The organism is Shewanella sp. JNE2 (assembly GCF_023159115.1).
GTDB classification, from domain to species: Bacteria; Pseudomonadota; Gammaproteobacteria; order Enterobacterales; family Shewanellaceae; genus Shewanella; species Shewanella putrefaciens.
Genome location: NZ_CP096169.1, coordinates 4,063,218 through 4,086,573 on the forward strand (window position 1 = coordinate 4,063,218; position 23,356 = coordinate 4,086,573).

General features: G+C 45.4%; 13 protein-coding genes. 5 read left to right on the top strand and 8 right to left on the bottom strand.

Annotated elements, in window-relative coordinates; translation table 11 throughout:
* Positions 1–7: 7 nt before the first annotated feature.
* The 8 genes from MZ182_RS18100 to ampD form a co-directional block, all read right to left on the bottom strand.
* Positions 8–2,224 (bottom strand): patatin-like phospholipase family protein, encoded by a 2,217-nt coding sequence (locus MZ182_RS18100; protein ID WP_011787913.1) that lies wholly within the window; start codon positions 2,222–2,224, stop codon positions 8–10.
* A 93-nt stretch (positions 2,225–2,317) separates the two neighbouring features.
* The gene (locus MZ182_RS18105; protein ID WP_061783199.1) at positions 2,318–6,781 is read right to left on the bottom strand and encodes an EAL domain-containing protein; all 4,464 of its coding nucleotides are present in this window, start codon (positions 6,779–6,781) and stop codon (positions 2,318–2,320) included.
* 131 nt (positions 6,782–6,912) lie between these two features.
* Positions 6,913–8,340: a dihydrolipoyl dehydrogenase gene (lpdA, locus tag MZ182_RS18110; RefSeq protein WP_248067545.1), complete on the bottom strand. Its 1,428-nt coding sequence runs from the start codon at positions 8,338–8,340 to the stop codon at positions 6,913–6,915.
* 147 nt (positions 8,341–8,487) lie between these two features.
* Positions 8,488–10,494, bottom strand: coding sequence for a dihydrolipoyllysine-residue acetyltransferase (aceF, locus tag MZ182_RS18115; protein WP_248067543.1), 2,007 nt, complete (start codon positions 10,492–10,494; stop codon positions 8,488–8,490).
* 12 nt (positions 10,495–10,506) lie between these two features.
* Positions 10,507–13,173: a pyruvate dehydrogenase (acetyl-transferring), homodimeric type gene (gene aceE / locus MZ182_RS18120; protein ID WP_011787909.1), complete on the bottom strand. Its 2,667-nt coding sequence runs from the start codon at positions 13,171–13,173 to the stop codon at positions 10,507–10,509.
* An 82-nt stretch (positions 13,174–13,255) separates the two neighbouring features.
* The gene (gene pdhR, locus MZ182_RS18125) at positions 13,256–14,008 is read right to left on the bottom strand and encodes a pyruvate dehydrogenase complex transcriptional repressor PdhR (protein WP_025008136.1); all 753 of its coding nucleotides are present in this window, start codon (positions 14,006–14,008) and stop codon (positions 13,256–13,258) included.
* 495 nt (positions 14,009–14,503) lie between these two features.
* The gene (gene ampE / locus MZ182_RS18130) at positions 14,504–15,355 is read right to left on the bottom strand and encodes a beta-lactamase regulator AmpE (protein WP_248067541.1); all 852 of its coding nucleotides are present in this window, start codon (positions 15,353–15,355) and stop codon (positions 14,504–14,506) included.
* A gap of 206 nt (positions 15,356–15,561) precedes the next feature.
* Positions 15,562–16,104, bottom strand: coding sequence for a 1,6-anhydro-N-acetylmuramyl-L-alanine amidase AmpD (ampD, locus tag MZ182_RS18135; protein WP_248067538.1), 543 nt, complete (start codon positions 16,102–16,104; stop codon positions 15,562–15,564).
* A gap of 329 nt (positions 16,105–16,433) precedes the next feature.
* Between ampD and nadC the strand changes: the two genes are divergently transcribed.
* The 5 genes from nadC (at position 16,434) to MZ182_RS18160 (ending at position 23,335) form a co-directional block, all read left to right on the top strand.
* A complete protein-coding gene (gene nadC / locus MZ182_RS18140; RefSeq protein WP_011787905.1) occupies positions 16,434–17,321 on the top strand; it encodes a carboxylating nicotinate-nucleotide diphosphorylase in 888 nt (295 codons plus the stop codon).
* Positions 17,322–18,248: 927 nt separating this feature from the next.
* On the top strand, positions 18,249–18,725 hold the full coding sequence (locus MZ182_RS18145; protein WP_248067534.1) for a prepilin-type N-terminal cleavage/methylation domain-containing protein: 477 nt from the start codon (positions 18,249–18,251) through the stop codon (positions 18,723–18,725).
* An 83-nt stretch (positions 18,726–18,808) separates the two neighbouring features.
* Positions 18,809–20,518, top strand: a complete 1,710-nt coding sequence (gene pilB, locus MZ182_RS18150; protein ID WP_248067532.1) for a type IV-A pilus assembly ATPase PilB — start codon at positions 18,809–18,811, stop codon at positions 20,516–20,518.
* A gap of 433 nt (positions 20,519–20,951) precedes the next feature.
* Positions 20,952–22,217, top strand: a complete 1,266-nt coding sequence (locus tag MZ182_RS18155; protein ID WP_011787902.1) for a type II secretion system F family protein — start codon at positions 20,952–20,954, stop codon at positions 22,215–22,217.
* 179 nt (positions 22,218–22,396) lie between these two features.
* On the top strand, positions 22,397–23,335 hold the full coding sequence (locus MZ182_RS18160) for a prepilin peptidase (protein ID WP_248067529.1): 939 nt from the start codon (positions 22,397–22,399) through the stop codon (positions 23,333–23,335).
* Positions 23,336–23,356 lie beyond the last annotated feature (21 nt).

The window sequence follows — 23,356 nt, forward strand, 5'->3', positions numbered from 1 at the left end:
ATCGCTTTTAAAAGTTTTTACCCACAAACAGATAGAAAGATCGATCTCCAAAATCGGTGATCCCAAATCCTAATGCAGCTGGCCCCAATGCGGTATCAGTCCCAACATATAGACTTGATGCATAAATCAGATCCGTCAATGAAACCTCGCTGCGCTCAAACCAAACATTTCCAGCCTCTAAACTCCAACCAAGATAAAGAGGATAATCCGTCATACCGAGGGCATCACGCCCAAGATCGTATTGGTAAATAAAAGCACCAAATAACTTATGTGCCCCAGTAAGCGAGTCTTTATGGTAACCAGAAAGATTTAAGAATCCGCCCAGATCAGATAGATGAAGTGTATTGATACCGTCATTATTGTTGGTCGCAATAGAAGTCTTACCCACAAAAGCATGATTGCCTACACTGAGAGCACCTTTCCAATCCGCTTCTATCTGTACACTATAATTATTTTCATTATTGTCGATAACATCATCAAAATCTTCATTACGAACATAGACATTCAGCGTGATTCGATTTCCTGATGTTGGGAAACTAATGCTATCTAAGCTATCGTAGCCAAACCTCAAGTAGGCACCATAGGAACTGAAGTCTAAATCATCAATTAACCAAGCATCATTTTCTATCGTGCCTTTTTCACCAACAACACCTAATTCAATACTTCCCTGAAGGGTATAGTTATAACCAATACCTAACTCAACAGTATGGGTTTTCTTATCGAAAATTAAGACGCGGCTATTATTATCAAAAAGATCCCAATTACGGATATCGTATTGATATCTGGCCCGACTAAAGAACTCCTGATCCCTATCGAGTGGTTGATAAAATTCAGTGGCAAATAATTTTTCAAATCCCAGTTTGACTTCATTGCGCCACTCACCACCATTGAACGTTAAATCCGTCATAGTGTATGCCATATCAAAACTGATGGCTGAATCGGCGTTAAAATCATCCTCCCAATTAAAGCCTAACTGAAAATAATTCGGTCCCCAAGACTTCGCTTTAGTCGTCACTGTGAGTATGCGCCCCTCTTCTCCTTCAACAAACTCAGCATCAACACGTTCAAATTTATTCAGAGAATAAATGCGTTTTAATGCTTCATTTAATTCATCTTTAGAAACGGTTTGCCCCTTCTGCAGATTTAACGTTTCTTTTAGGAGGTTTAAGCTGACCTTCGATTGGTTATCAAATACAATTTCGTGAATAGGATGCGACACATCCGTCATCAAGGTTTTGCCTTTAACTCTTTTCGCATCAACATAAGCAGCATATTCATCTGGGCTCAAACTCAAGCTGCTCAGTTTATCGAGATGGTTATTTGCCGCTTCTTTGCCGAGGGTTAATGCTAGAGGCATGATAGTAAAATCGGTTGTACTTAAGGCATCAATAGCGGGACGAATTAGCACATCTTTATCTGTTAATAGCTGTTTTTGCTTCTCGGTGCTAGCGTTGGTCAGAAAGTTTGATAACTGATCGAGTACCGCTATGGTGCTGTATAACTTATCTTTTTTGACTAGAGGTGAACCAATATCGACGGCAATAATAATGTCGGCCCCCATGGCTTTAACTACATCCACAGGCATATTATTCGCAATTCCCCCATCTACGAGTAGTTTACCCTCAAATTGTGTAGGTTGAAGCGCACCAGGCACAGTCGCAGAGGCTTGCATCGCATTCACTAGGCTACCATGGCTGATGATCACGGGTTGACTCGTTTCCAAATCAGTTGCCACCGCGCGGTAGGGAATCGCTAAATCATCAAAATTTCCAAATTGTTGTACTAAATCCGTTGATTGCCTGAGTAGCTGTGACATTGTCTGCCCCCGTAACACACCACTTGGCGCCCTCACTTCACCTTCGTTGTAACCGATATTAAGGGGAATATTGTAACGATCGCGTAACTGTTTATCCCTAAAACTCAAAATATTCCGGGGGATCGTATCCGAATAGCCACTATCCCAATCAACGCCCATCATAATACTTTCAACTTCACTGGCGCTATAACCAAGCGCATACATTCCTGCGACATAAGCGCCGATACTCGTGCCCGCAATGTAATCCACAGGGATATTATGTTCCTCTAATATTTTAAGTACGCCCACATGGGCTGCACCTTTCGCTCCACCACCACTGAGTACTACCCCAATTTTAGGTCGCTCAGCTGCAATTAAGGGGGTAAATAACAAGCATAAAAAGAGGGAAGCGAGTATTCGGCGCATCATTAAGGATCACTTTTTATAGGATAAAATTCGCGTTATATTAACAAACTTATGCATTTAACCGTCAGTCATATTTTATCTGAACCGATGAGTTCATTAATCGTGAACTCTATTAGCTGCAGCGATATATAACTCAAAATCTCTCACCGACATAGGTTTTGCAAAATAGTAACCTTGGATAACATAACAGCCTCGGCTGAAAACCTGCTCTAACTGTTCTACCGTTTCAATCCCCTCGGCAACGACATTTAATTTAAGATTGCGTGCCAGTTCAATAATACTGCTGACTATCGCTTGGTCTGCAGTATTCGTCGCAATATCAATAAGGAATGATCGATCAATTTTTAGCGTGTTAACATCAAAATGCCGCAAATATGCCAGTGATGAATACCCTGTTCCAAAGTCATCAATTGCGACTTCAATACCTAAGGACTTTAGTTGATTTAAATGACTTTTTGCGACTTGCAGTTCCTTCATTAATACACCTTCGGTAATTTCTAACCCAAGGGATGAAGGCGGCATCTGAGTTTCTAACAAAATTTGTTGAATACCCTCGATAAAATCAGCTTGCCGAAAGTGCACCGCTGAAATATTGACCGACAACTTAAATGGCTCAGAATACGCTTTAATCCACTTAGCCCCATGCAAACAGGCTTGTCGTAATACCCAGCGATCAATATCAACAATAAGACCACAGGATTCCGCTACCTTAATAAAGATATCAGGACGAATAAATCCTTCCTGTGGATGGCGCCAGCGGATCAAGGCCTCCATGCCAATAAATTTATCCCCCTGCACAATATCAATCTGCGGCTGGTAATAAAGCTCAAACTCTTCGCGCTCAATCGCTTTTCGTAAATCGGCTTCTAAACGTAAATGGTATAAAGCCTGCGCATTACGTTCTGATGAATAATATTTGAAATTACCCCGCCCTTCTTCCTTAGCATGATACATAGCAAGATCGGCATTTTTAATAAAGGCCTCAGGTTGAATGGCATCATCAGGCCAAATACTAATACCAATACTGGTGGAAATATAAAACTCCCGACCGAACAGCTTAAAAGGTGCCACTATCTGTGCCAATAAACGCTCAGCAATATGATTAATCTCATCGATATTACTTGCATTCCTAAGCAAAATAACGAACTCATCACCACCAAAACGGCAGAGTAAATGTTCACTGGAGATACAGGATTGAAGTCGGTTTGATGCTTCAACTAAAAGCGCATCTCCCATACTGTGACCGTAGGAGTCATTAACATGCTTAAATCTATCAAGGTCTAGAAAGAGTAGCGCCAGTTTTTCTCCCGTCTGCTGCGCGACTTGTATCGACTGCAATAATCGATTCGAAAACAATGAACGATTGGGTAAGCCTGTTAACACATCATAATTAGCGAGGCGCCTTAAATCGGCTTCTGTTCTTTTACGTTCAGTAATATCTGAAAACACCACAACATAATAATGTTCTTTAATATTAGCCGTTTGCATCATCGAAACATTGAGCCATACAGGACACAAATGCCCCCTTTGGTTAACTAACTCTCGCTCTCCCGTCCAAGAGGTTTCGGTGTCTAGCAACTGTTTAATCTCGTAGGATAAACCATCATTCATCCGCAAAAATTGCGAAAAGGATAAGCCAACTAAATCAGTATCGCCTGAACCAATAATCTGCTGTGCGGCATGGTTAGCAACCCGTATATTTTCATTGCTCTCTAAAATCAACACGCCTTCAGAGGTGTTTTCAAAAGCTTGGGCAAGTAATTTCACTTCATCCTCAAGCAGCCTCTGCACCGTAATATCACTGTAAATTCCTGCTGCACGTTCAATCTCTTGGGTATGCTTATTGCGACTAATGGGACGACCTCTAACCCTTAACCACCCCCAATGACCCTCTCGGTGCTGATAACGGTATTCCGCCTCAAATCGATCGACCTCACCCACCAGCATACTGTTCCACTGAGCAAGGACTTTGTCTCTATCCAGCGGGTGTATCGGTAAATCCTCTAATGAAACGATAATTTCATTTGTATGTTTTCCAAGTACAGATCCACGATTATCAAGATGAAATTTTTGAGTGTCTTTATGCCACTCCCAAAGATCGGAGTCACTCCCGCGCAATGATTGCCTTAATCTATCGTCACTTTCAGTTAACGCCTGATTCATCAGCATAAAACTGTTTACCTGCCGCTGCCGATACCAAGCGAAGCTAAGGACGATGGCCAAAAGCAGCAACATTAAAAGACCTTTAAAGCCTTGGGATAGCCACCAGTGCTGCTCAACATAAAATGAGTATGAAAACGGCTTGTTAGACCATATCCCATTAACTTGGCTTAAAATATCTAACACATACTCACCGGCCGCCAAGCCCGCAAGATTGATTTGAGATTCTCCCTGCAGTAAAACGTAATTATCGTCCTCCCCCTGATAACGCAATCGGTATTTAAACTGCATGGGTGAATCATCAAGATAATCAAGATTAGTGATCTGTAAGCTCACAATATTGGCATCGGGCTTTATCACCATCATGGGCTGAGGGAGTAGTGATACCTCAGTGAGGTCATCGTAATACACCGAAACCGACTCAAGCATGACATGGTCATCATTAATTCGGTTTACCAACCTATCAACATCCAGTCGCATAACACCTTCTGGCGTGCCTAGATAGAAACCGGCCTGTGGGGAATAAAAATAGGCTCCTTCATTCATCTCATCGGATATAAACCCATCCCTATGATTAAAGATGGCAATATTTCCGGTCTCGACATCTTGACGGATCAATGAGTTAGCACAGCCAACAAGATTTGACTTTGGCGTTTTTTGAATAAAAAACACCGAACTGCAGTTTAATTGCCACTCAGTGGTCAGCGATTTAAGTTCTTCTGTATGTTGATGATATTCAAATAACCCTTTCTCGTAGGAACCAAACCACATCACACCAGATGACATTTCCTCAATATGGCTCACTGTTGGCGGTGTAGCTAAGGCATTAAACAAAAGTCGCTGATCATGAAACTCGTCTTGAGCATCGATATAACCAAAGATTTTTTTCCCGCCTAACCAGAGTTTTCCGTCCGAAGCACGATACATAGTGCGAATAGTTGGGCGTGTAGGTTCGTTGGTATTATTGGAGGGTCTATCTATATCAAAGGGACGAGGTTCAGATAAACCAGACTCCCAATAATACAATCCTGTGGATGTGGCGATCCAAATACGCCCTTTTATCTGTGGATCTTTATAGGTTTTATAAATCAGCTTATTTTTAAATCCGTCTTGGCCACTGGCCCATTGGGAAAAACTGTTGCCTTGTAAGGTTTGCTTATCGACAACAAAAAGCCCTCCCGTAGTCGATATCAATAAGTTATGTTCACCAAAATCATTAATATCATAAATGCTTTGATGTGGTTCTAATCCATTAATCGGAATATCCACTGCTTTTTGGCTATGCTTGCCAATAAAAGCCAAATTTGAGGAGCCTAGCCATACGCCATCATTATTTGCATATATGGACCAAGTCATTGCATCGCTCAACTGATAAGGTTGATCTGCGGTATAAGTCTCGAGGATAAAATCCGGCGACGAGGCCAACAAAGCTAAACCATCCCCAGAACCGCCAACCCACATAAGCCCTGAACTATCAAACAACATGGCCTTCAGTATTTCCATGTTAGCCTGAGCCTTGAGTTCTTTCTGATAGTTTTCAACTTGACGAGTTTCGGGTGACCACTTCAGCAGACCCACACGACTGGTAAACCACAAAAATCCTTTAGGATCTTCAACAATTGAAGTGCTCCATTCGGGTAATTCGGGCACTGGCACAATTTGACGGCTCGCCAATTCAAACTGATAGACCCCTCGCCCCGTCGCAATCCAAATTCGCTGTTTTGTATCCTCAAGCATATCGAGAATACTCCCCATGGTTTCGGTCCAATGATAATGGAATACCGACTCACCATTTTTGTCTAGCAGGACTAACTGCTGTTGACCTGCCACTAACATTTCACCATTTGGTAGTGGAAGTAACTTACGCCAAGGAAGATCGCGATTAACTGGTAGCTGAGTAATCACTGACAATTCAGTTTTTGCGGGGGAAAAATCGTAAATATATCCAGCATCGGTCAACAACAACCACGTTTGGTCATCTTTACGAATAGCGGAAAGAAGTGCTCCTCCTACGTACTGTGGAAAAAGTTTGACTGAGCCAAAGGCAGTAAATTGATTATTCAGAATATTGTAAAGATAAATAGTGGAATGCGTACTGACGAGTAAATGGTTACGATCAACATTCACCACTGAGGTTAAAAAATCATCCGCTAGGCGAGACTCAAAACCAATTTTATCAATACGCCTCACTTTAGCGTTACTGACCCTATAGAGTCCTTGCTCAGTCGCCGCCCAAACAAAACCATAATCGTCTAAGGCTAAGCCGCGAATACTTGTGGCAGCCAAACCGTCCCTATCGGTAAAGACTCGCTGCACAAAGCCGCCCGCCCAAACCGAGTGGAAGCTAGTGAGCACAAGAATGAAACATGCCAGAAATGTTTTAATTATTTTTATCTGCATTTGACGACTCGTATTAGTACTCTAGCAGTTCAACTCTATCAATTCACCCGCTCGTTTACATTAAAGTTACATTTTACGCGACGCAATAAAAAAGCGCCTTGAAGGGCGCTTTTTCAAAAATGAAGGTCAATTTACTTTTTCTTTGCCTTCGGATTTGGCAAGTCAGTAATCGAACCTTCGTACATTTCAGCCGCTAGGCCTACTGATTCGTGCAGCGTTGGGTGAGCGTGAATGGTCAATGCTAAATCTTCAGCATCACAACCCATTTCAATCGCTAGACCGATTTCGCCTAACAGTTCGCCACCGTTCACACCGACAACTGCACCACCGATAACACGGTGAGTATCTTTATCGAAAATCAGCTTAGTCATACCTTCGCTGCAATCTGACGCAATCGCACGACCACTTGCTGCCCATGGGAAAGTCGCAGTTTCGTAAGCAATACCTTGCTCTTTCGCTTCTTTCTCAGTCAAACCAACCCAGGCCACTTCAGGGTCTGTGTAAGCAATTGATGGGATCACTTTTGGATCAAAGTAATGCTTCATACCCGCGATCACTTCAGCCGCTACGTGGCCTTCGTGCACGCCTTTATGAGCCAACATTGGTTGACCAACGATATCACCGATTGCGTAGATGTGCGGTACGTTAGTACGTAATTGCTTGTCTACGTTGATGAAACCACGCTCGTCGATCTTAACACCCGCTTTGTCAGCGTCTATCAGCTTGCCATTAGGTGTACGGCCGATAGCGACTAATACCGCATCGTAACGTACAGGCTCAGCTGGCGCGCTCTTACCTTCCATGGAAACGTAAATACCGTCTTCACGGGCTTCTACCGCGGTGACTTTAGTTTCGAGGATCAGGTTGAATTTCTTCTTGATTTGCTTAGTGAATACGCGAACCACGTCTTTGTCAGCCGCAGGGATCACTTGGTCGAACATTTCAACTACGTCGATTTCACTGCCTAAAGATGAATACACAGTACCCATTTCTAAACCGATAATACCGCCGCCCATCACTAACAACTTGCCTGGAACTTCTTTCAGTTCTAATGCGTCAGTCGAATCCCAAATACGTGGATCTTCATGGGGAATAAATGGCAGTTTGATTGGGCGAGAACCCGCAGCAATGATCGCTTGCTCGAAAGTCACTTTAGTCACAGTGCCATCTTCAGCAGTCACTTCTAGCGTGTTAGGGCCAGTGAATTTACCAAAACCGTTAACCACGTTAACTTTACGCATTTTGGACATGCCGCCCAAGCCGCCAGTTAATTGGCTAATGACTTTTTCTTTAAAGCTACGTAACTTATCTAAATCGATAGTTGGCTCGCCGAAGACCACACCATGAGCGGCAACCGCTTTGGCTTCTTCGATAACTTTAGCAACGTGCAGTAAGGCTTTAGATGGGATACAACCCACGTTAAGACACACACCACCTAAAGTGCTAAAACGTTCAACTATGATGGTTTCCAGACCTAAGTCAGCAGCACGGAAAGCCGCAGAATAACCTGCAGGACCTGCACCTAATACCACTACCTGAGTTTTGATTTCGTTACTCATGTTTTCCTCTAATTCTCATTCAATCCGTTGGAGGAGCTATCCTGCCAACCGAAAATGCGCCAGCGCGTAAGGTGGGCGCATTTTAACCTGTGTTTGATACTGATCACAATAAACAAAAGGCTGCTCAAGTTGAGCAGCCTTATATGTTTACAGAATCAAAGTACGAATATCGGACAGAATTCCTGACAGGGTCACGCTAAAGCGTGCAGCCATGGCACCATCGATCACGCGGTGATCGTATGATAGCGACAGTGGCAACATCAATTTAGGCTCGAACTCTTTACCATTCCACTTAGGCTTAATTTCAGATTTAGACACACCTAAAATCGCCACATCTGGGTAGTTAACGATAGGCGTAAACGCCGTACCGCCAATACCACCTAAACTTGAAATGGTGAAACAGCTGCCCTGCATATCAGCAGATTTCAGCTTGCCATCACGGGCACGGATAGAGATGTCAGCCAGTTCACGAGATAACTCGATAATACCTTTCTTATCCACGTCACGCACGACTGGCACAACCAAACCGTTTGGCGTATCCACCGCCACACCGATGTGGAAATACTTTTTCTGGATCAGTGATTCGCCATCAGAGCTTAAGCTCGAGTTGAACACGGGGAACTGTTGCAACGTCTTAGCCACCGCTTTCATCATAAAGACTAAAGGCGTGATCTTATAATCGGCTTTCTTCTTCGCCGCTGCGTCGTTTTGCTGCTTACGGAACTCTTCCATTTCAGTGATATCAGCTTCATCGAACTGAGTCACATGCGGAATAGTCACCCAGTTGCGGTGTAAGTTAGGGCCAGAGATCTTCTGGATACGGCTTAATGGAATTTCTTCCACTTCACCAAACTTACTGAAATCCACTTTAGGTGCTGCAATCACTTGCAGACCGCCGCCATTGCCAGCGCCGACTGACGTTGCCGCAGTTGCTTTCGGACGCGACAGTTCGTATTTCACATACGCCTGTACGTCTTCTTTCATAATGCGACCTTTACGGCCAGAACCAGTGACTTGGGTGAGATCCACACCAAATTCACGGGCTAAACGGCGTACCGCAGGCGATGCATGTACCGCACCAGTCGACACAGGCGCACCTGCACTTGGATGATGCGGCACTGGCGGACGGCTTGCAGGTGCTTGAGCAGCAACTGGCGCCACTTCTTGCACCGCTGGGGCTTGAGCAACTGGCGCAGGCGCAGCGGCTCCAACAGCAGTAGTTTCAACGGTGGCTATCACGCTACCTTGAGAAACCTTATCACCCACTTTAACGGTTAACGACAATAGTTTGCCGGCAAATGGCGCTGGCACTTCCATGGTGGCTTTATCCGTTTCAAGGGTGATTAAACCTTGATCGGCCGTGATCATATCGCCCACAGATACTAGCACTTCAATCACATCGACATTGCTTGCATCGCCAATATCTGGCACTTGAATTTCTTTTACCGTAACCACACTTGGAGTTGCAGAAGCCGGAGCCACTGGCGCTACCGTAGCGGCAGGAGCCGCCTGAGCGGCAACGGTTGGCGCACTTGCTGTCACAGCAGGAGCTGCGCCACCCACTTCAAGCATGATGACTAAAGAGCCTTCCGACACTTTATCACCAACGGCTACTTTGACTTCTTTTACCACACCAGCAAAAGGTGAAGGTACATCCATGGTCGCTTTGTCAGTTTCGAGAGTAATTAAACCGCTATCAACCTCAATCTTATCACCGACGGCAACCAGCACTTCGATAACCGAGACATCAGTGTCGCCACCGATATCTGGCACAGCCACTTCAACGACTTTTGTCTCAACAGCTTGAGTCGATGTCGCTGCTGGTACTGCGGGAGCAGGAGCCGCTTGAACCGGTGCAGCTGCTGGCGCTGCTTGAGCAGGTGCCGCAACTGGAGCAGGATCGGCAGCTGCCGCGCCCGCTGCTTGCATCATAGCAATCAAAGTACCTTCAGAGACTTTATCACCCACAGCCACTTTTAACTCGGCTAACACACCAGCGAAAGGCGCAGGAATATCCATAGTCGCCTTGTCGCTTTCAACGGTAATAATCGATTCATCGGCCGCGAGGGTATCACCCACAGCGGCACAAATTTCGATCACTTGCACTTCGTCGCCGCCGATATCAGGAACAAAAACTTCTTTTAATTCAGCCATTTTCATTGCCTCTTACGCGTACTGTGGATTGATCTTGTCAGCGTCGATACCATATTCTTTAATGGCGTTTGCTAACACATCGACAGGTAGCTCTTTACGATCAACCAGTGATTTCAGCGCTGCAATCACGATGAACTTAGCGTCCACTTCAAAGTGGTGACGCAGATTCTCGCGGCTGTCTGAGCGACCAAAACCGTCAGTACCTAACACTTTGTAATCGGTTGGCATGTAAGCACGTAACTGCTCGCCATAAATCTTCATATAGTCAGTCGCCGCAATCGCAGGTGCATCACTTGAAATCACTTGGCTGATATAGGCTTGTTTTGGCGTTTGCGTTGGGTGCAGCATGTTCCAGCGCTCAACAGCTTGACCATCGCGGGTCAACTCGTTGAAGCTGGTCACGCTAAATACGTCGGCAGTAATACCAAAGTCTTTCGCTAATGCTTGCGCCGCTTTACGAGTTTGCTCAAGGATAGTGCCACAGCTCATTAACTGAACTTTACCTTTGCCTGATCCTGAAACAGTTTCCAGCTTGTAAATCCCTTTAACGATACCTTCTTCGGCACCTTCAGGCATTTCAGGCTGAACATAGTTTTCGTTCATTGTGGTCAAGTAATAGAAGATATCTTCTTGATTTTCACCGTACATACGGCGGATACCATCTTGCACCACAACGGCAATTTCATAACCATAAGTTGGGTCGTAAGAAATACAGTTAGGGACAGTGTTTGCCAATACATGGCTGTGACCATCTTGATGCTGTAAACCTTCACCGTTCAGGGTTGTACGGCCTGAAGTACCGCCCACTAAGAAACCACGAGCACGCATGTCACCCGCTGCCCAAGCCATGTCGCCAATACGTTGGAAACCGAACATTGAGTAGTAGATGTAGAACGGGATCATAGGAACGTTGTTGACTGAGTAGCTAGTCGCTGCCGATACCCATGAAGACATAGCGCCGAGTTCGTTAATCCCTTCTTGCAGTACTTGACCGGTTTTATCTTCGCGGTAGTAAGCAACTTGGTCAGAATCCTGCGGAATATATTTTTGGCCTTCGTGAGCATAAATGCCCACTTGACGGAACAAACCTTCCATACCGAAGGTACGCGCTTCGTCAGGAATAATTGGCACAATGTTTTTGCCAATTTTTTTGTCTTTCAGCAGCGCTGTCAGTACACGAACGAATGCCATAGTCGATGAAATTTCACGGCCATTTGAGCCCTGTAAAATCGAATCGAAAATCTTCAGTGATGGGATTTCAAGCTCTTCGGTGAACTTTTGACGACGTTGTGGCACGCTACCATGCAGCGCTTCACGACGGCTCATCATGTACTTCACTTCTTCCGAATCAGGACCTGGATGATAGAAAGGTAAGTCTTCTAATTGGTCATCTGGGATCGGAATATTGAAACGATCGCGGAAGTAACGGATAGACTCGATACCCATTTTCTTCACGTTGTGAGCGATGTTTTTACCTTCACCCGCATCACCTAAGCCGTAACCTTTTACAGTCTTAGCTAAAATCACCGTTGGGCGACCTTTGGTTTTTTGCGCGTGATCTAAGGCTGCGTACACTTTAACTGGATCATGACCACCACGGTTTAAGCGCCAAATGTCATCGTCTGACATGTTCGCTACCATTTCGGCTGTCTCTGGGTACTTACCGAAGAAGTGCTCACGAGTATAAGCGCCACCTTTGGCTTTACAGTTTTGGTATTCACCGTCAACGGTTTCTTCCATTAACTGCAGTAACTTACCGCTAGTGTCACGGGCCAATAATGGATCCCAGTAACGACCCCAAATAACTTTAACCACTTCCCAGCCTGCGCCGCGGAATTCGCCTTCAAGTTCTTGGATGATCTTACCGTTACCGCGTACTGGGCCGTCCAGACGTTGCAGGTTACAGTTAACGATAAAGACTAAGTTATCTAATTCTTCACGGGCCGCTAAACCAATCGCACCTAAGGCTTCTGGCTCATCACATTCACCGTCACCTAAGAAACAGTAAACGGTTTGTGCTGAACAATCTTTCAGGCCACGGTCAGTCAAATATTTCAGGAAACGCGCCTGATAAATCGCTTGGATAGGACCTAAGCCCATAGAAACCGTTGGGAATTGCCAGTAATCCGGCATCAGTTTTGGATGTGGGTATGAAGACAACCCCTTGCCATCCACTTCTTGACGGAAGTTAGCCAGTTGATCTTCTGTTAAACGACCTTCTAAGAATGAACGCGCATAAATACCAGGGGCAATATGGCCTTGGAAATACACGAGATCGCCGCCGTCTTTTTCATTCGGTGCGCGGAAGAAGTGGTTAAAACACACGTCATAGATAGTCGCGCTTGAGGCGAAACTGGAGATATGACCGCCTAATTCTAAATCTTTCTTAGAACCGCGCAGCACCATAGCTAAGGCGTTCCAACGGATGATGGCGCGAATGCGACGTTCCATCTCTTGGTTGCCCGGCATATGCGGTTCTTGACCCGCAGGGATAGTGTTTAGATAAGCGGTTGTCGCGTTGTAAGGCAAGTGAGTGCCGTTACGACGGGCTTTATCGATCAACTTTTCTAATAAAAAATGTGCGCGTTCTGGGCCTTCTTGTTCCAATACGGCTTGCAGGGCATCAACCCATTCCTGAGTCTCTAACGGATCTACGTCTTGTAGCATATCTTCAGACATGACACTGTCCTTCTCTATATACATGATAATGAATGGTGTTTGCGGCATATTCCGATTTAGCTCAGTGCTAAATCTCAGGAAATTAAGCGCCACTCTTTAAGCGGCGCAAGCTTCGCTGCAACCGGCTATCTTCTTCCCGCACAGATAACATCACCTCTTCGATGTAACTTAAATGTTCATTCGAGGCTTCTCTGGCGGCGTCGGGATCGCGGCGAACGATAGCAGCGAGCAAAGCCCGTCTATGATCGTTTGCCATGGTAGAAGCTTCTTCGCGGCGGCTTAAAAGCTCCAAATTTTGCGCCACATTTTTATGCAGCACAGGGGTTAAACTGAGTACGAGATGTAACATGGCCACATTATGTGACGCTTCGGCCACAGCACGATAAAAATGTACAATCGCGGCGGCTTTTTGTTCGATAATAGTCGCGGCTTCAACTTCGTGGATCATACGTTTGATATTTTGCATATCGGCGTCGGTACCACGCAACGCGGCAAAATAAGCCATCATGCCTTCAGTCGCATGACGGAACTCCAGTAAGTCATATTGACTTTCTGGATCGGAATTCATCAGTTCAACAATAGGATCGGCAAGAGTCTGCCAGAGTTGTTCTTTGACATAAGTACCGCCACCTTGACGGCGCATTAACAATCCCTTTGCCTCAAGCTTTTGAATCGCTTCACGCAAAGAAGGTCGAGACACTTCAAACTGGATCGCCAGTTCGCGTTCTGGCGGTAATTTCTGACCGGGCTTTAAACTGCCCTCTAGGATCATTTGCTCTAATTGCGCCATGATCACATCAGAAATTTTTGGCTGATTAATTTTACTATAGGCCATTTGGCACTCAGCTCCGTTGTAAATTGGTCTTACCAATTTTTTTGAGTGAGCGCACTTTATCAAATCAGACTTTTGATGTCCAGATTGAAAATCAACCTAAAATGGTGATCTTGCTCAAAACTGGCGATCTTATTCAAAAGCACTCACGATGTGAGAGCATAGCCTAAAAAAAGAGATATGGGGTCAGACCATTTAACAACAGAGCAGACTCCGCCCTGCTAGGCGCTGCAAACAATGCAGCGGATAGGCTCTAGCTTCTAGAAGGAGCACTTAAGTCGTCATCCTCGCGAACGACTGCATGGTCTATTTTGTTCCATACAAAATATGACATTTCCCCCCTCCATGGTGGGCAGATGCAGAAGGTAGAATAACACAGGAGCAGTTATCGATGCGGGGATCCAGCTTTGTGTACTTACGCTCTCTAGAATCTAGAAGGAGCACAGCGACGCCCTAGCAGCGAAGCGCCCTAGATTCTCGCAGCGCAGCGTCCTTCTTTTAACTCACCAATCCGAAAATGGTCAATAATGAAACAATTGCAACCATAAGTGTAAAGTTACGTTTACTTAAAACTAATAACGCTAGGGTCGATTGTACACAAATAGGTGCATCAGAAACCTCAGGTAAAGGTTGCGCAGCCACTGCCGTTTCAGTAATCACCCTTCTTGCACTGGTATTAAAACGTAGCGCGTTATTACGCCATGCCGTTAATCCCTCACTAAATTGCCCGCTTAATGCATAGCCAAAGGCAAATAGCCGGCTCGGAATCCAATCTAAAACGGCGATAAACTCATCCACTAAAGGTAAATTAAGGGATTTTCGCGCATTTTCTTCAGCATAATACCGTACCGTGCAATAGAGCACTGTGCCGACGGGCCCAAAGAAAATCAAAAACAGTGCTACAGCGCCATAATAACGATAGTTAATCCATGCCACACTCTGGCCAACCTTAGCCCCTAAATCCTTTTCAGATACCGCATCTAGGCATTCGCTACAATCAAGCTCTGCGGCATAAAGATAGCAGGCTTGCACATCCGAACGACAAGCGGATTGCATATATTTTTTAAAAATTTCACGTTGTTTCAGGTGATTAAAACAAATTGCCGCCACAACAATCCAAAGCGCCAAACTGAGTATTCCCCAAAACATTCCTGCAACTAACCAAGATAAGACATACACCACCAAAGCAGGCAACACTAGAGCAAGTGCCATCATAGGTGTGGTCAAAGACGCTTTATCACCAAAAAACGTCATCTGATAAGACTGTAGCAATCGATCAAATTGCCACGACGAGGGAAGAAATTTAAGTCGCTCCACCAAAATGGCGACTAACAATGAAAATAATGCCATCGGTCGTACTCCTTGTATAAAAAACAGGACGGGCTGGTGCCCTGCTAGATTCTAGACCCTAGATTCTAGATTCTAGATTCTAGAAGAATCGCTTAAGCCGTCATCCCCGCGAACGCGGGGATCCAGCTTTATGTACTTAAGCTCGAAGTTCTAGACTCTAGATTCTAGAAGGAGCGCAGCGACGCTCTAGTAGGACGAAGTCCGCCCTAGCAGCGCAGCGCCCTTAAATATCTTTCCCAATCAAAACTTTGCCCGGGATCTGTTTTACGTAATGGTGCTATATCACAGTGCCCAACAATCCGCTTAGTATTTAATAATGGATATTCAACCAACAATGCCTGTGTTAACTCAACCAAACGCACATATTGGGCATCAGCGTAAGGCTCAGTATCCGTCCCTTCAAGCTCAATACCAATAGAAAAATCATTACAATTTTCCCTTTCGCCATAGCAAGATACGCCAGCGTGCCATGCCCTATCGTGACAACTGACATATTGTACACACTCACCATCACGGCGGATCAAAAAATGTGCTGAGACTTGCAAGCCCGCTAACTCAGTAAAACTGTCATCGGCACTGGTATCTAAACACCCTTTAAATAATTGATCAATATAAGGTAAACCAAAACAGCCCGCCGGCAAGCTAATATTGTGGATCACCAATAAACTCACTTCAGCCTCAGGGCGTTGATTAAAATGTGGCGACTCACTGCGCCGAGCGGCGCTATACCACCCAAACTCAAAGCTCATTTTTACTCCTTAAAAGCAGGACGGGCTTCGCCCTACGAGGACGCTGCAAAGAACGCAGCGGATAGATTCTAGAAGGAGCAAAGCGACGCTCTAGCAGGACGAAGTCCGCCCTAGCAGCGCAGCGTCCTAGCCCCTAAGCCGTCATCCTCGCGAACGCGGGGATCCAGCTTTATGTACTTACGCTCTAGCAGCGTAGCGCCCTTCTTAGCTTTCAGCGCAGCATCCTAGCACCTAGCGGCGCTGCCATGATAATCTTAACGCCATATGCAAGTAGGCAATCTCACCCACATGCAAGAATGCAAGAATGCAAAAGTGCAAGGAATCAGATTATGTTAGAAAACGATATTCGCCACGCCGTTAAAACCGCCCTTAATGAAGACTTAGGCGGAACCGATATCAACGAGCACACAAAAGCCATTGCCTATGGTGATATCACCGCCCTACTTATCCCCGCCGATAAATATGCCGAGGCAACCTTAATTACCCGTGAAGAAGGCGTATTTTGCGGTAAAGCATGGGCAGAGCAAGTGTTTAATCAATTAGGCGGCGAAGTCGCCCTCCACTGGCATGTTGACGATGGCGATTTAATACTGCCAAATCAAGTGTTATGCGAACTATCAGGCCCTGCCCGTAGCATACTCACGGGCGAGCGCACTGCCATGAACTTTATACAAACCTTATCTGGCGTTGCCACATTAACTAAACACTATGTCGATAAATTGGCAGGCACTCACACTCGCTTACTCGATACCCGCAAAACCATTCCCGGCCTGCGTACCGCTCAAAAATATGCCGTCACCTGCGGCGGTGGCAAAAACCACCGTATTGGCTTATTTGATGCATTCTTAATTAAAGAAAACCATATCATGGCCTGTGGCGGCATACGTCAAGCCGTTGATGCAGCCCGCAATTTACATCCAAACAAACCCGTCGAGGTTGAAGTGGAATCATTAAGCGAACTGGCGCTCGCACTCGACTCTGGCACAGATATTATCATGTTAGATAATTTCGATATCACTATGATGGTCGAAGCTGTTGAACTTAATAATCAATATCGCGCTAACGGCAAAGCCAAGGGCGCAAAACTCGAAGTCTCTGGCAATGTGACTTTAGATACCCTAGCCGAATTTGCCAAAACCGGTGTGGACTATATTTCAGTAGGCGCACTCACAAAACATGTACGCGCATTAGATCTGTCGATGCGACTGAAAGGCTAAAAGCGAAGAAGGACGCTTCGCAGCTAGAATCTAAGCGCTCCTTCTCGTCATTCCCTCTCCTTCACGTCATTCCCGCGAAGGCGGGAATCCAACAGTAATATCTTTAGCCTGCTTAGTTTTGAAAACCTTAAAAAATCAAAGCTGGATCCCCGCATTCGCGAGGATGACACAGATACAAGCTCTCCGCATTCGCGAGGATGACACAGATACAAGCTCTCCGCATCCGCGAGGATGACATTTATACTAGATCCCCACGTTCACAAGGATGATGGCTTAAAAGCATAAGAAGCCCGCTCTGCTTTTATAACGACGTTTGGCGACTATATATTGACACCCACCACACCGACGCCATTTGAACCTATTTTGTCAATTTTTTGTTAGAACTTATCTCATCACACTGTCAAGCCCTTAGACAAATTAATCATTTAATTAATACTTTATACTGAAAGTTGTTTCAATTTATTTAACTTTGTACTAACTTTTACTGAGGTGAGATGGCCAAAAGTCAACCAGACTAAGGTGAGGTGGTAAAAGGAGGAATCTGCGTTTTTTATTAGATCCCTGATTTGAACAAATCTCCCGCGCGAAAGTGAAGCAAAAACGGATAACGGTAGGATAAAACAGTAAACAACAGGGTAAAACCGTAAACAACAGGGTAAAACCGTAAACAGCAAGATGATATGGCAGCCAATGATGATGCAGCTAGTTATGTTGCAAGTAGTAATGTTGCAGGTAAAGGGCGAATTCGATAATACCAAGGTGAGTCGATAACCTATAAATCGCAAAACCTAAATATTACCAAACCCTTATAAGTCGCAGCACGCCATAGCATAAGCCATAAGCAACTTAGTGGTATTAAGTTATGTTTGCATAGTGGCAAAAAGCAAATTAACTCTTTAATTATCAATGTATAAGTTGGAGATAAATATGAAAGGTCTAACGTTAAAAACAGGGTTAAATCATAAGGCTAAAGGTTTTACCCTAATCGAATTAATGATAGTTGTTGCCATTATTGGTATTTTGGCGGCTATCGCATTACCTGCGTATCGCGATTATGTAGGCGCAGCGCATGGTGGCGCAGCGATGAAAGGTGTGAGTGCGATAACGTCCAAGGCTGTAGCATGTGTGCAGTCCGGCATTGGTTGTCCTTCACTGGTCACTGATGCAGGAGCTTATACTGAAGTAACCATTAATCCAACAACTGCTGGTGGCGCAGCCGGCTGGGGGGAAGGTGTTGGCGGCACGGTTGCTTTTAATGAAGGAGCTTGTACAGTTACGGCAACGATAAGCGATGAAGGTCTGGTGACATATGCTGCGACCTTGACAGCAGGAGCTACTGGAGCTACAGAAGCTCAGTGTATTGATGGTGCAAATATCCCAACAACAATGACTACTACACCTTAAACAATTCTCAATAAGCGGGGGACTATTTGATTATTTATAGTCCTCCAATATTTAAGATACGCGTGTTAATGAAAGTATTCTAGATGTCTACAACAGGCCTTCATTTAGGTTTATCCACTCTCTTTATCCGTAAGGGTCTGCTAAATGAAGAGCAGATGGCAGGGGCTATTGCAAAATCCCGTCATAATAAACAAGGGTTAGTGGCGACCTTAGTACAAGGCCAGTTAGTCTCATCCCGCACCATTGCCGAGCTTTGCTATGAAGAATATGGCACACCGCTACTGGATTTAGCGGAATTTGATATACGAGCCATTCCCGAAGATTTTTTAAATAAAAAACTGATTGAAAAACACCGCTGTTTACCGCTATTTAAGCGCGGAAATCGCCTCTATATCGCCACCTCCGATCCCACCAATATTGCCGCCCTCGAAGATTTTCAATTTAGTGCCGGCCTGCATGCCGAAGCGATTTTAGTTGAAGAAGATAAGCTCGCTAAAGCCCTTGAAAAAATCCTTGAAGAAGATATTACCAGCCTCGATTTAGGTGGCATGGATGAAGCGGCGCTGGCGGGGATAGAAATTACCGATACCGATAGACGCAATGAAGAACCGACAGGTGACAGCAGTGACGATGCGCCCATTGTTATTTATATCAATAAAATTTTAACCGATGCGATTCGTAAGGGCGCCTCCGACTTACACTTTGAACCCTACGAAAAACGCTATCGCATTCGTTTTCGGATTGACGGTATTTTGCATGAGGTATCAGAGCCGCCCATTAGCCTTGCGGGCCGTTTATCCGCCCGTTTAAAGGTGATGTCAAAACTGGATATTGCCGAGCGGCGCGTACCACAGGATGGCCGAATTAAAATGAAGCTCTCCCGCACTAAGTCTATCGATTTTCGGGTTAGCACCTTGCCTACCCTGTGGGGCGAAAAAATTGTCATGCGGATCTTGGACTCCTCCTCCGCACAACTAGGTATCGAAAAACTCGGCTACGAGCCCGATCAAGAAAAGTTATACCTTGAAATGCTCGCTAAACCCCAAGGGATGATTTTAGTCACAGGACCAACGGGCTCGGGTAAAACCGTTTCCCTCTACACGGGGTTAAATATCCTCAATACCGCCGAGCGCAATATTTCGACCGCTGAAGATCCGGTAGAGATTAACCTTGAGGGGGTCAACCAAGTTCATATTAACCTAAAAGCTGGGCTGACATTTGCCTCAGCACTACGTTCTTTTTTGCGCCAAGACCCCGACGTGGTGATGGTGGGTGAGATACGCGATCTTGAAACCGCCGAAATTGCCATTAAAGCAGCACAAACGGGACATTTAGTGTTGTCGACCCTACACACTAACTCGGCCGCCGAAACCCTAACCCGTTTAATCAATATGGGCGTACCTGGATACAATATCGCCAGCTCGGTTAACCTTATTATTGCCCAGCGCCTTGCCCGCAGACTTTGCCCAGAATGCAAACAAGCAGAGGTGATCCCCGAGCATGAACTCTTACGTTTAGGTTTTTCTCCTGCACAAATTACCCAAGGGTTTACTACCTTTAAACCAGTGGGGTGTGAACATTGCTCTGGTGGTTATAAGGGGCGAGTAGGGATTTATGAAGTGATGAAAATGTCCGATGAAATTGCCCGTACCATTATGGAAGGCGGCAACTCGTTGCAAATTGCTTCCCAAGCGAAAGCACAAGGTATGCGCGATTTACGTCAATCGGGTTTGTTAAAAGTATTACAGGGCGTCACCAGTATTGCCGAAGTGAATCGGGTGACGAGTTTTTAACAGCGCGGCCTCTAAAAACAGGACGGGCTTCGCCCTACAAGCGCTCGGGTTCTAAGCTGTCATCCTCGCAAATGCGGGGATCCTGTACTGGCGTCATCCTCGCGAATGCGGAGAGCCTATACCGATGTCATCCTCGCGAATGCGGGGATCCAGCTTTTAGTTTTTAAGGTTTTTCAAAACTAAGCAGGTTAAAGACATTACTATGGATTCCCGCCTTCGCGGGAATGACAGCAGTCGAAAGCGGTTTTTGATATAAACTAGGGTTTATTTCGCCATTTATACTCATTAGAACCTAAACTTAGAGCCTAGGTTCTAGCAGCGAAGCGCCCTAGATTCTAGCAGGAGCGCAGCGACGCCCTAGCATCCTAGCAGGGTGAAGTCCGCCAGCAGCACCGCGTTCTTCTTCGCTTTTTCAACCTAACAGGGATTATTTATGGCTACGGCAACGACAGTAAAAAAGCCTCGCCCAAAGAAGATTGAGCCCAAAAGCCAACCAAAGATTTTTACCTTTGAATGGAAAGGCACTAACCGCGATGGCAAAAAAACGGGTGGTGAGTTAAAGGGTGCAACAGTTGCAGAGGTAAAAAGCCAGCTCAAATCCCAAGGAGTAAATCCTAAAGTCGTACGAAAAAAAGCATCTCCTTTCTTTGCCCGTAATCCTGATATCAAGCCCATGGATATCGCGATGGCAACTCGCCAGATAGCGACTATGCTGGCCGCCGGCGTTCCGCTTGTGACCACAATAGAAATATTGGGACGTGGCCATGAAAAACTCAAAATGCGCGATCTGTTAGGGACAATTCTGTCAGAGATTCAATCGGGTATTCCGCTATCAGACGCCCTGCGCCCCCATAGGCGTTATTTTGATGATCTCTATGTAGACTTAGTGGCAGCAGGTGAGCATTCTGGTTCGCTCGATGCGGTATTTGATCGCATTGCAACCTACAGGGAAAAAGCGGAGCAGCTAAAATCTAAAATCAAAAAAGCCATGTTTTATCCCGCCGCCGTTGTGGTCGTCGCTATTTTAGTGACCACATTGTTATTACTCTTTGTCGTACCTCAGTTCGAAGATATTTTTAAAGGATTTGGCGCTGAACTCCCCGCCTTTACACAGATGATCATTGGTATCTCGCGCTGGTTGCAAAGCTCTTGGTATCTCTTTTTCATTGCGATTACGGTGGGGATTTGGTTATTTGTCCGTGCCCATCGCAATTCACAAATGGTTCGTGACCGTGTTGATGAATTTGTACTTAAGATCCCTGTTATCGGCGAAATTCTGCATAAGGCAGCCATGGCGCGCTTTTCTCGTACCTTAGCCACCACCTTTGCGGCAGGTGTGCCGTTGATTGATGGGATGGAATCCGCGGCGGGAGCATCGGGTAATGCCGTATATCGCAAAGCACTGTTAAAAGTACGCCAAGAGGTCATGGCTGGTATGCAAATGAACGTCGCGATGCGTACTACGGGTTTGTTCCCCGATATGCTGATCCAAATGGTGATGATTGGTGAAGAGTCTGGATCGCTAGATAATATGCTAAATAAGGTGGCTAATATTTATGAAATGCAAGTCGATGACGCTGTGGATGGTTTATCGAGTCTAATTGAACCCATTATGATGGTGGTGATTGGCACCCTTGTGGGTGGTTTAATTGTGGGAATGTATCTCCCTATCTTCCAAATGGGAAATGTCGTAGGCTAAGAAGGACGCTACGCTGCTAGAGCGTCGCTGCGCTCCTTCTAGAATCTAGCACCTAGAATCTAGAGGGGCGTAGCCCATCCTAGCAGCAGCGCTTTTTGTAGCGTTCTAGAAGCGAAGCGCCCTATTTTCCAATAACATCATAAGTAACTTTTCATAAGTAACTTCTCATAAGTAAGAGTATGACTGAATTTATCACTTTATTAGGCCAATCTTTCGACCACGCTTTTGAACAGAGCCCTTGGCTCTTCGTCACCTTAAGCTTTATTTTTGCCGCGACTATTGGCAGTTTTCTAAATGTGGTCATCCACCGACTCCCGATCATGATGAAGCGTGAATGGCAGCAGGAATGTAATCAATATTTACAGGAATACCATGCAGATATCGTTAACCAAGTCGGTATCGATAGGCTTAATAAACCCATAGATAGCTATCCCGAAAAGTACAATATTGTGGCGCCAGGCTCAGCTTGCCCTCAGTGTAAAACCGCCATCAAACCTTGGCATAATATGCCTGTGCTCGGTTGGTTAATCCTTAGGGGGAAATGTGCCACCTGTCATGCACCTATCTCGACCCGTTATCCGATTATTGAATTAATCACAGGTTTACTGATCGCAGCTTTAGCTTGGCATTTTGGCCCCAGTTGGCAATTTGTTTTTGCCTCTTTACTCACCTTTGTATTGATTGCGCTGACGGGTATAGATCTGGATGAAATGTTGTTACCGGATCAGTTAACACTGCCCCTACTGTGGCTTGGGCTATTACTCAATTTACACCATACCTTTGCTAGCCCAACGGATGCCATTATCGGTGCAGCCGCAGGCTATTTAAGCCTATGGTCAATTTTCTGGGTGTTTAAGTTACTCACAGGCAAAGAAGGTATGGGCTATGGCGACTTTAAACTGTTGGCCGTTTTTGGGGCTTGGCTTGGCTGGCAAATGTTGCCACTGGTGATTTTACTCTCCTCATTAGTGGGTGCTGTTGTGGGCATTGGCATGATTATCAGCAAGCGTAATCAGATGGATAACCCTATTCCCTTTGGCCCTTATATTGCCGCCGCAGGCTGGATTGCACTGGTTTGGGGAAACACTATCGTCGACTGGTATTTAGGGACACTATAACTGCTAGAAAAGCCGGACAGG

What these genes read in the sequence shown, in the direction of transcription:
- aceE (WP_011787909.1), bottom strand. Translation starts at nt 13,173, where the DNA reads ATGTCTGAAGATATGCTACAAGACGTAGATCCGTTAGAGACTCAGGAA.
- MZ182_RS18145 (WP_248067534.1), top strand. Translation starts at nt 18,249, where the DNA reads ATGAAAGGTCTAACGTTAAAAACAGGGTTAAATCATAAGGCTAAAGGT.
- pilB (WP_248067532.1), top strand. Translation starts at nt 18,809, where the DNA reads ATGTCTACAACAGGCCTTCATTTAGGTTTATCCACTCTCTTTATCCGT.
- MZ182_RS18100 (WP_011787913.1), bottom strand. Translation starts at nt 2,224, where the DNA reads ATGATGCGCCGAATACTCGCTTCCCTCTTTTTATGCTTGTTATTTACC.
- ampD (WP_248067538.1), bottom strand. Translation starts at nt 16,104, where the DNA reads ATGAGCTTTGAGTTTGGGTGGTATAGCGCCGCTCGGCGCAGTGAGTCG.
- nadC (WP_011787905.1), top strand. Translation starts at nt 16,434, where the DNA reads ATGTTAGAAAACGATATTCGCCACGCCGTTAAAACCGCCCTTAATGAA.
- lpdA (WP_248067545.1), bottom strand. Translation starts at nt 8,340, where the DNA reads ATGAGTAACGAAATCAAAACTCAGGTAGTGGTATTAGGTGCAGGTCCT.
- ampE (WP_248067541.1), bottom strand. Translation starts at nt 15,355, where the DNA reads ATGGCATTATTTTCATTGTTAGTCGCCATTTTGGTGGAGCGACTTAAA.
- MZ182_RS18155 (WP_011787902.1), top strand. Translation starts at nt 20,952, where the DNA reads ATGGCTACGGCAACGACAGTAAAAAAGCCTCGCCCAAAGAAGATTGAG.
- MZ182_RS18160 (WP_248067529.1), top strand. Translation starts at nt 22,397, where the DNA reads ATGACTGAATTTATCACTTTATTAGGCCAATCTTTCGACCACGCTTTT.
- pdhR (WP_025008136.1), bottom strand. Translation starts at nt 14,008, where the DNA reads ATGGCCTATAGTAAAATTAATCAGCCAAAAATTTCTGATGTGATCATG.
- MZ182_RS18105 (WP_061783199.1), bottom strand. Translation starts at nt 6,781, where the DNA reads ATGCAGATAAAAATAATTAAAACATTTCTGGCATGTTTCATTCTTGTG.
- aceF (WP_248067543.1), bottom strand. Translation starts at nt 10,494, where the DNA reads ATGGCTGAATTAAAAGAAGTTTTTGTTCCTGATATCGGCGGCGACGAA.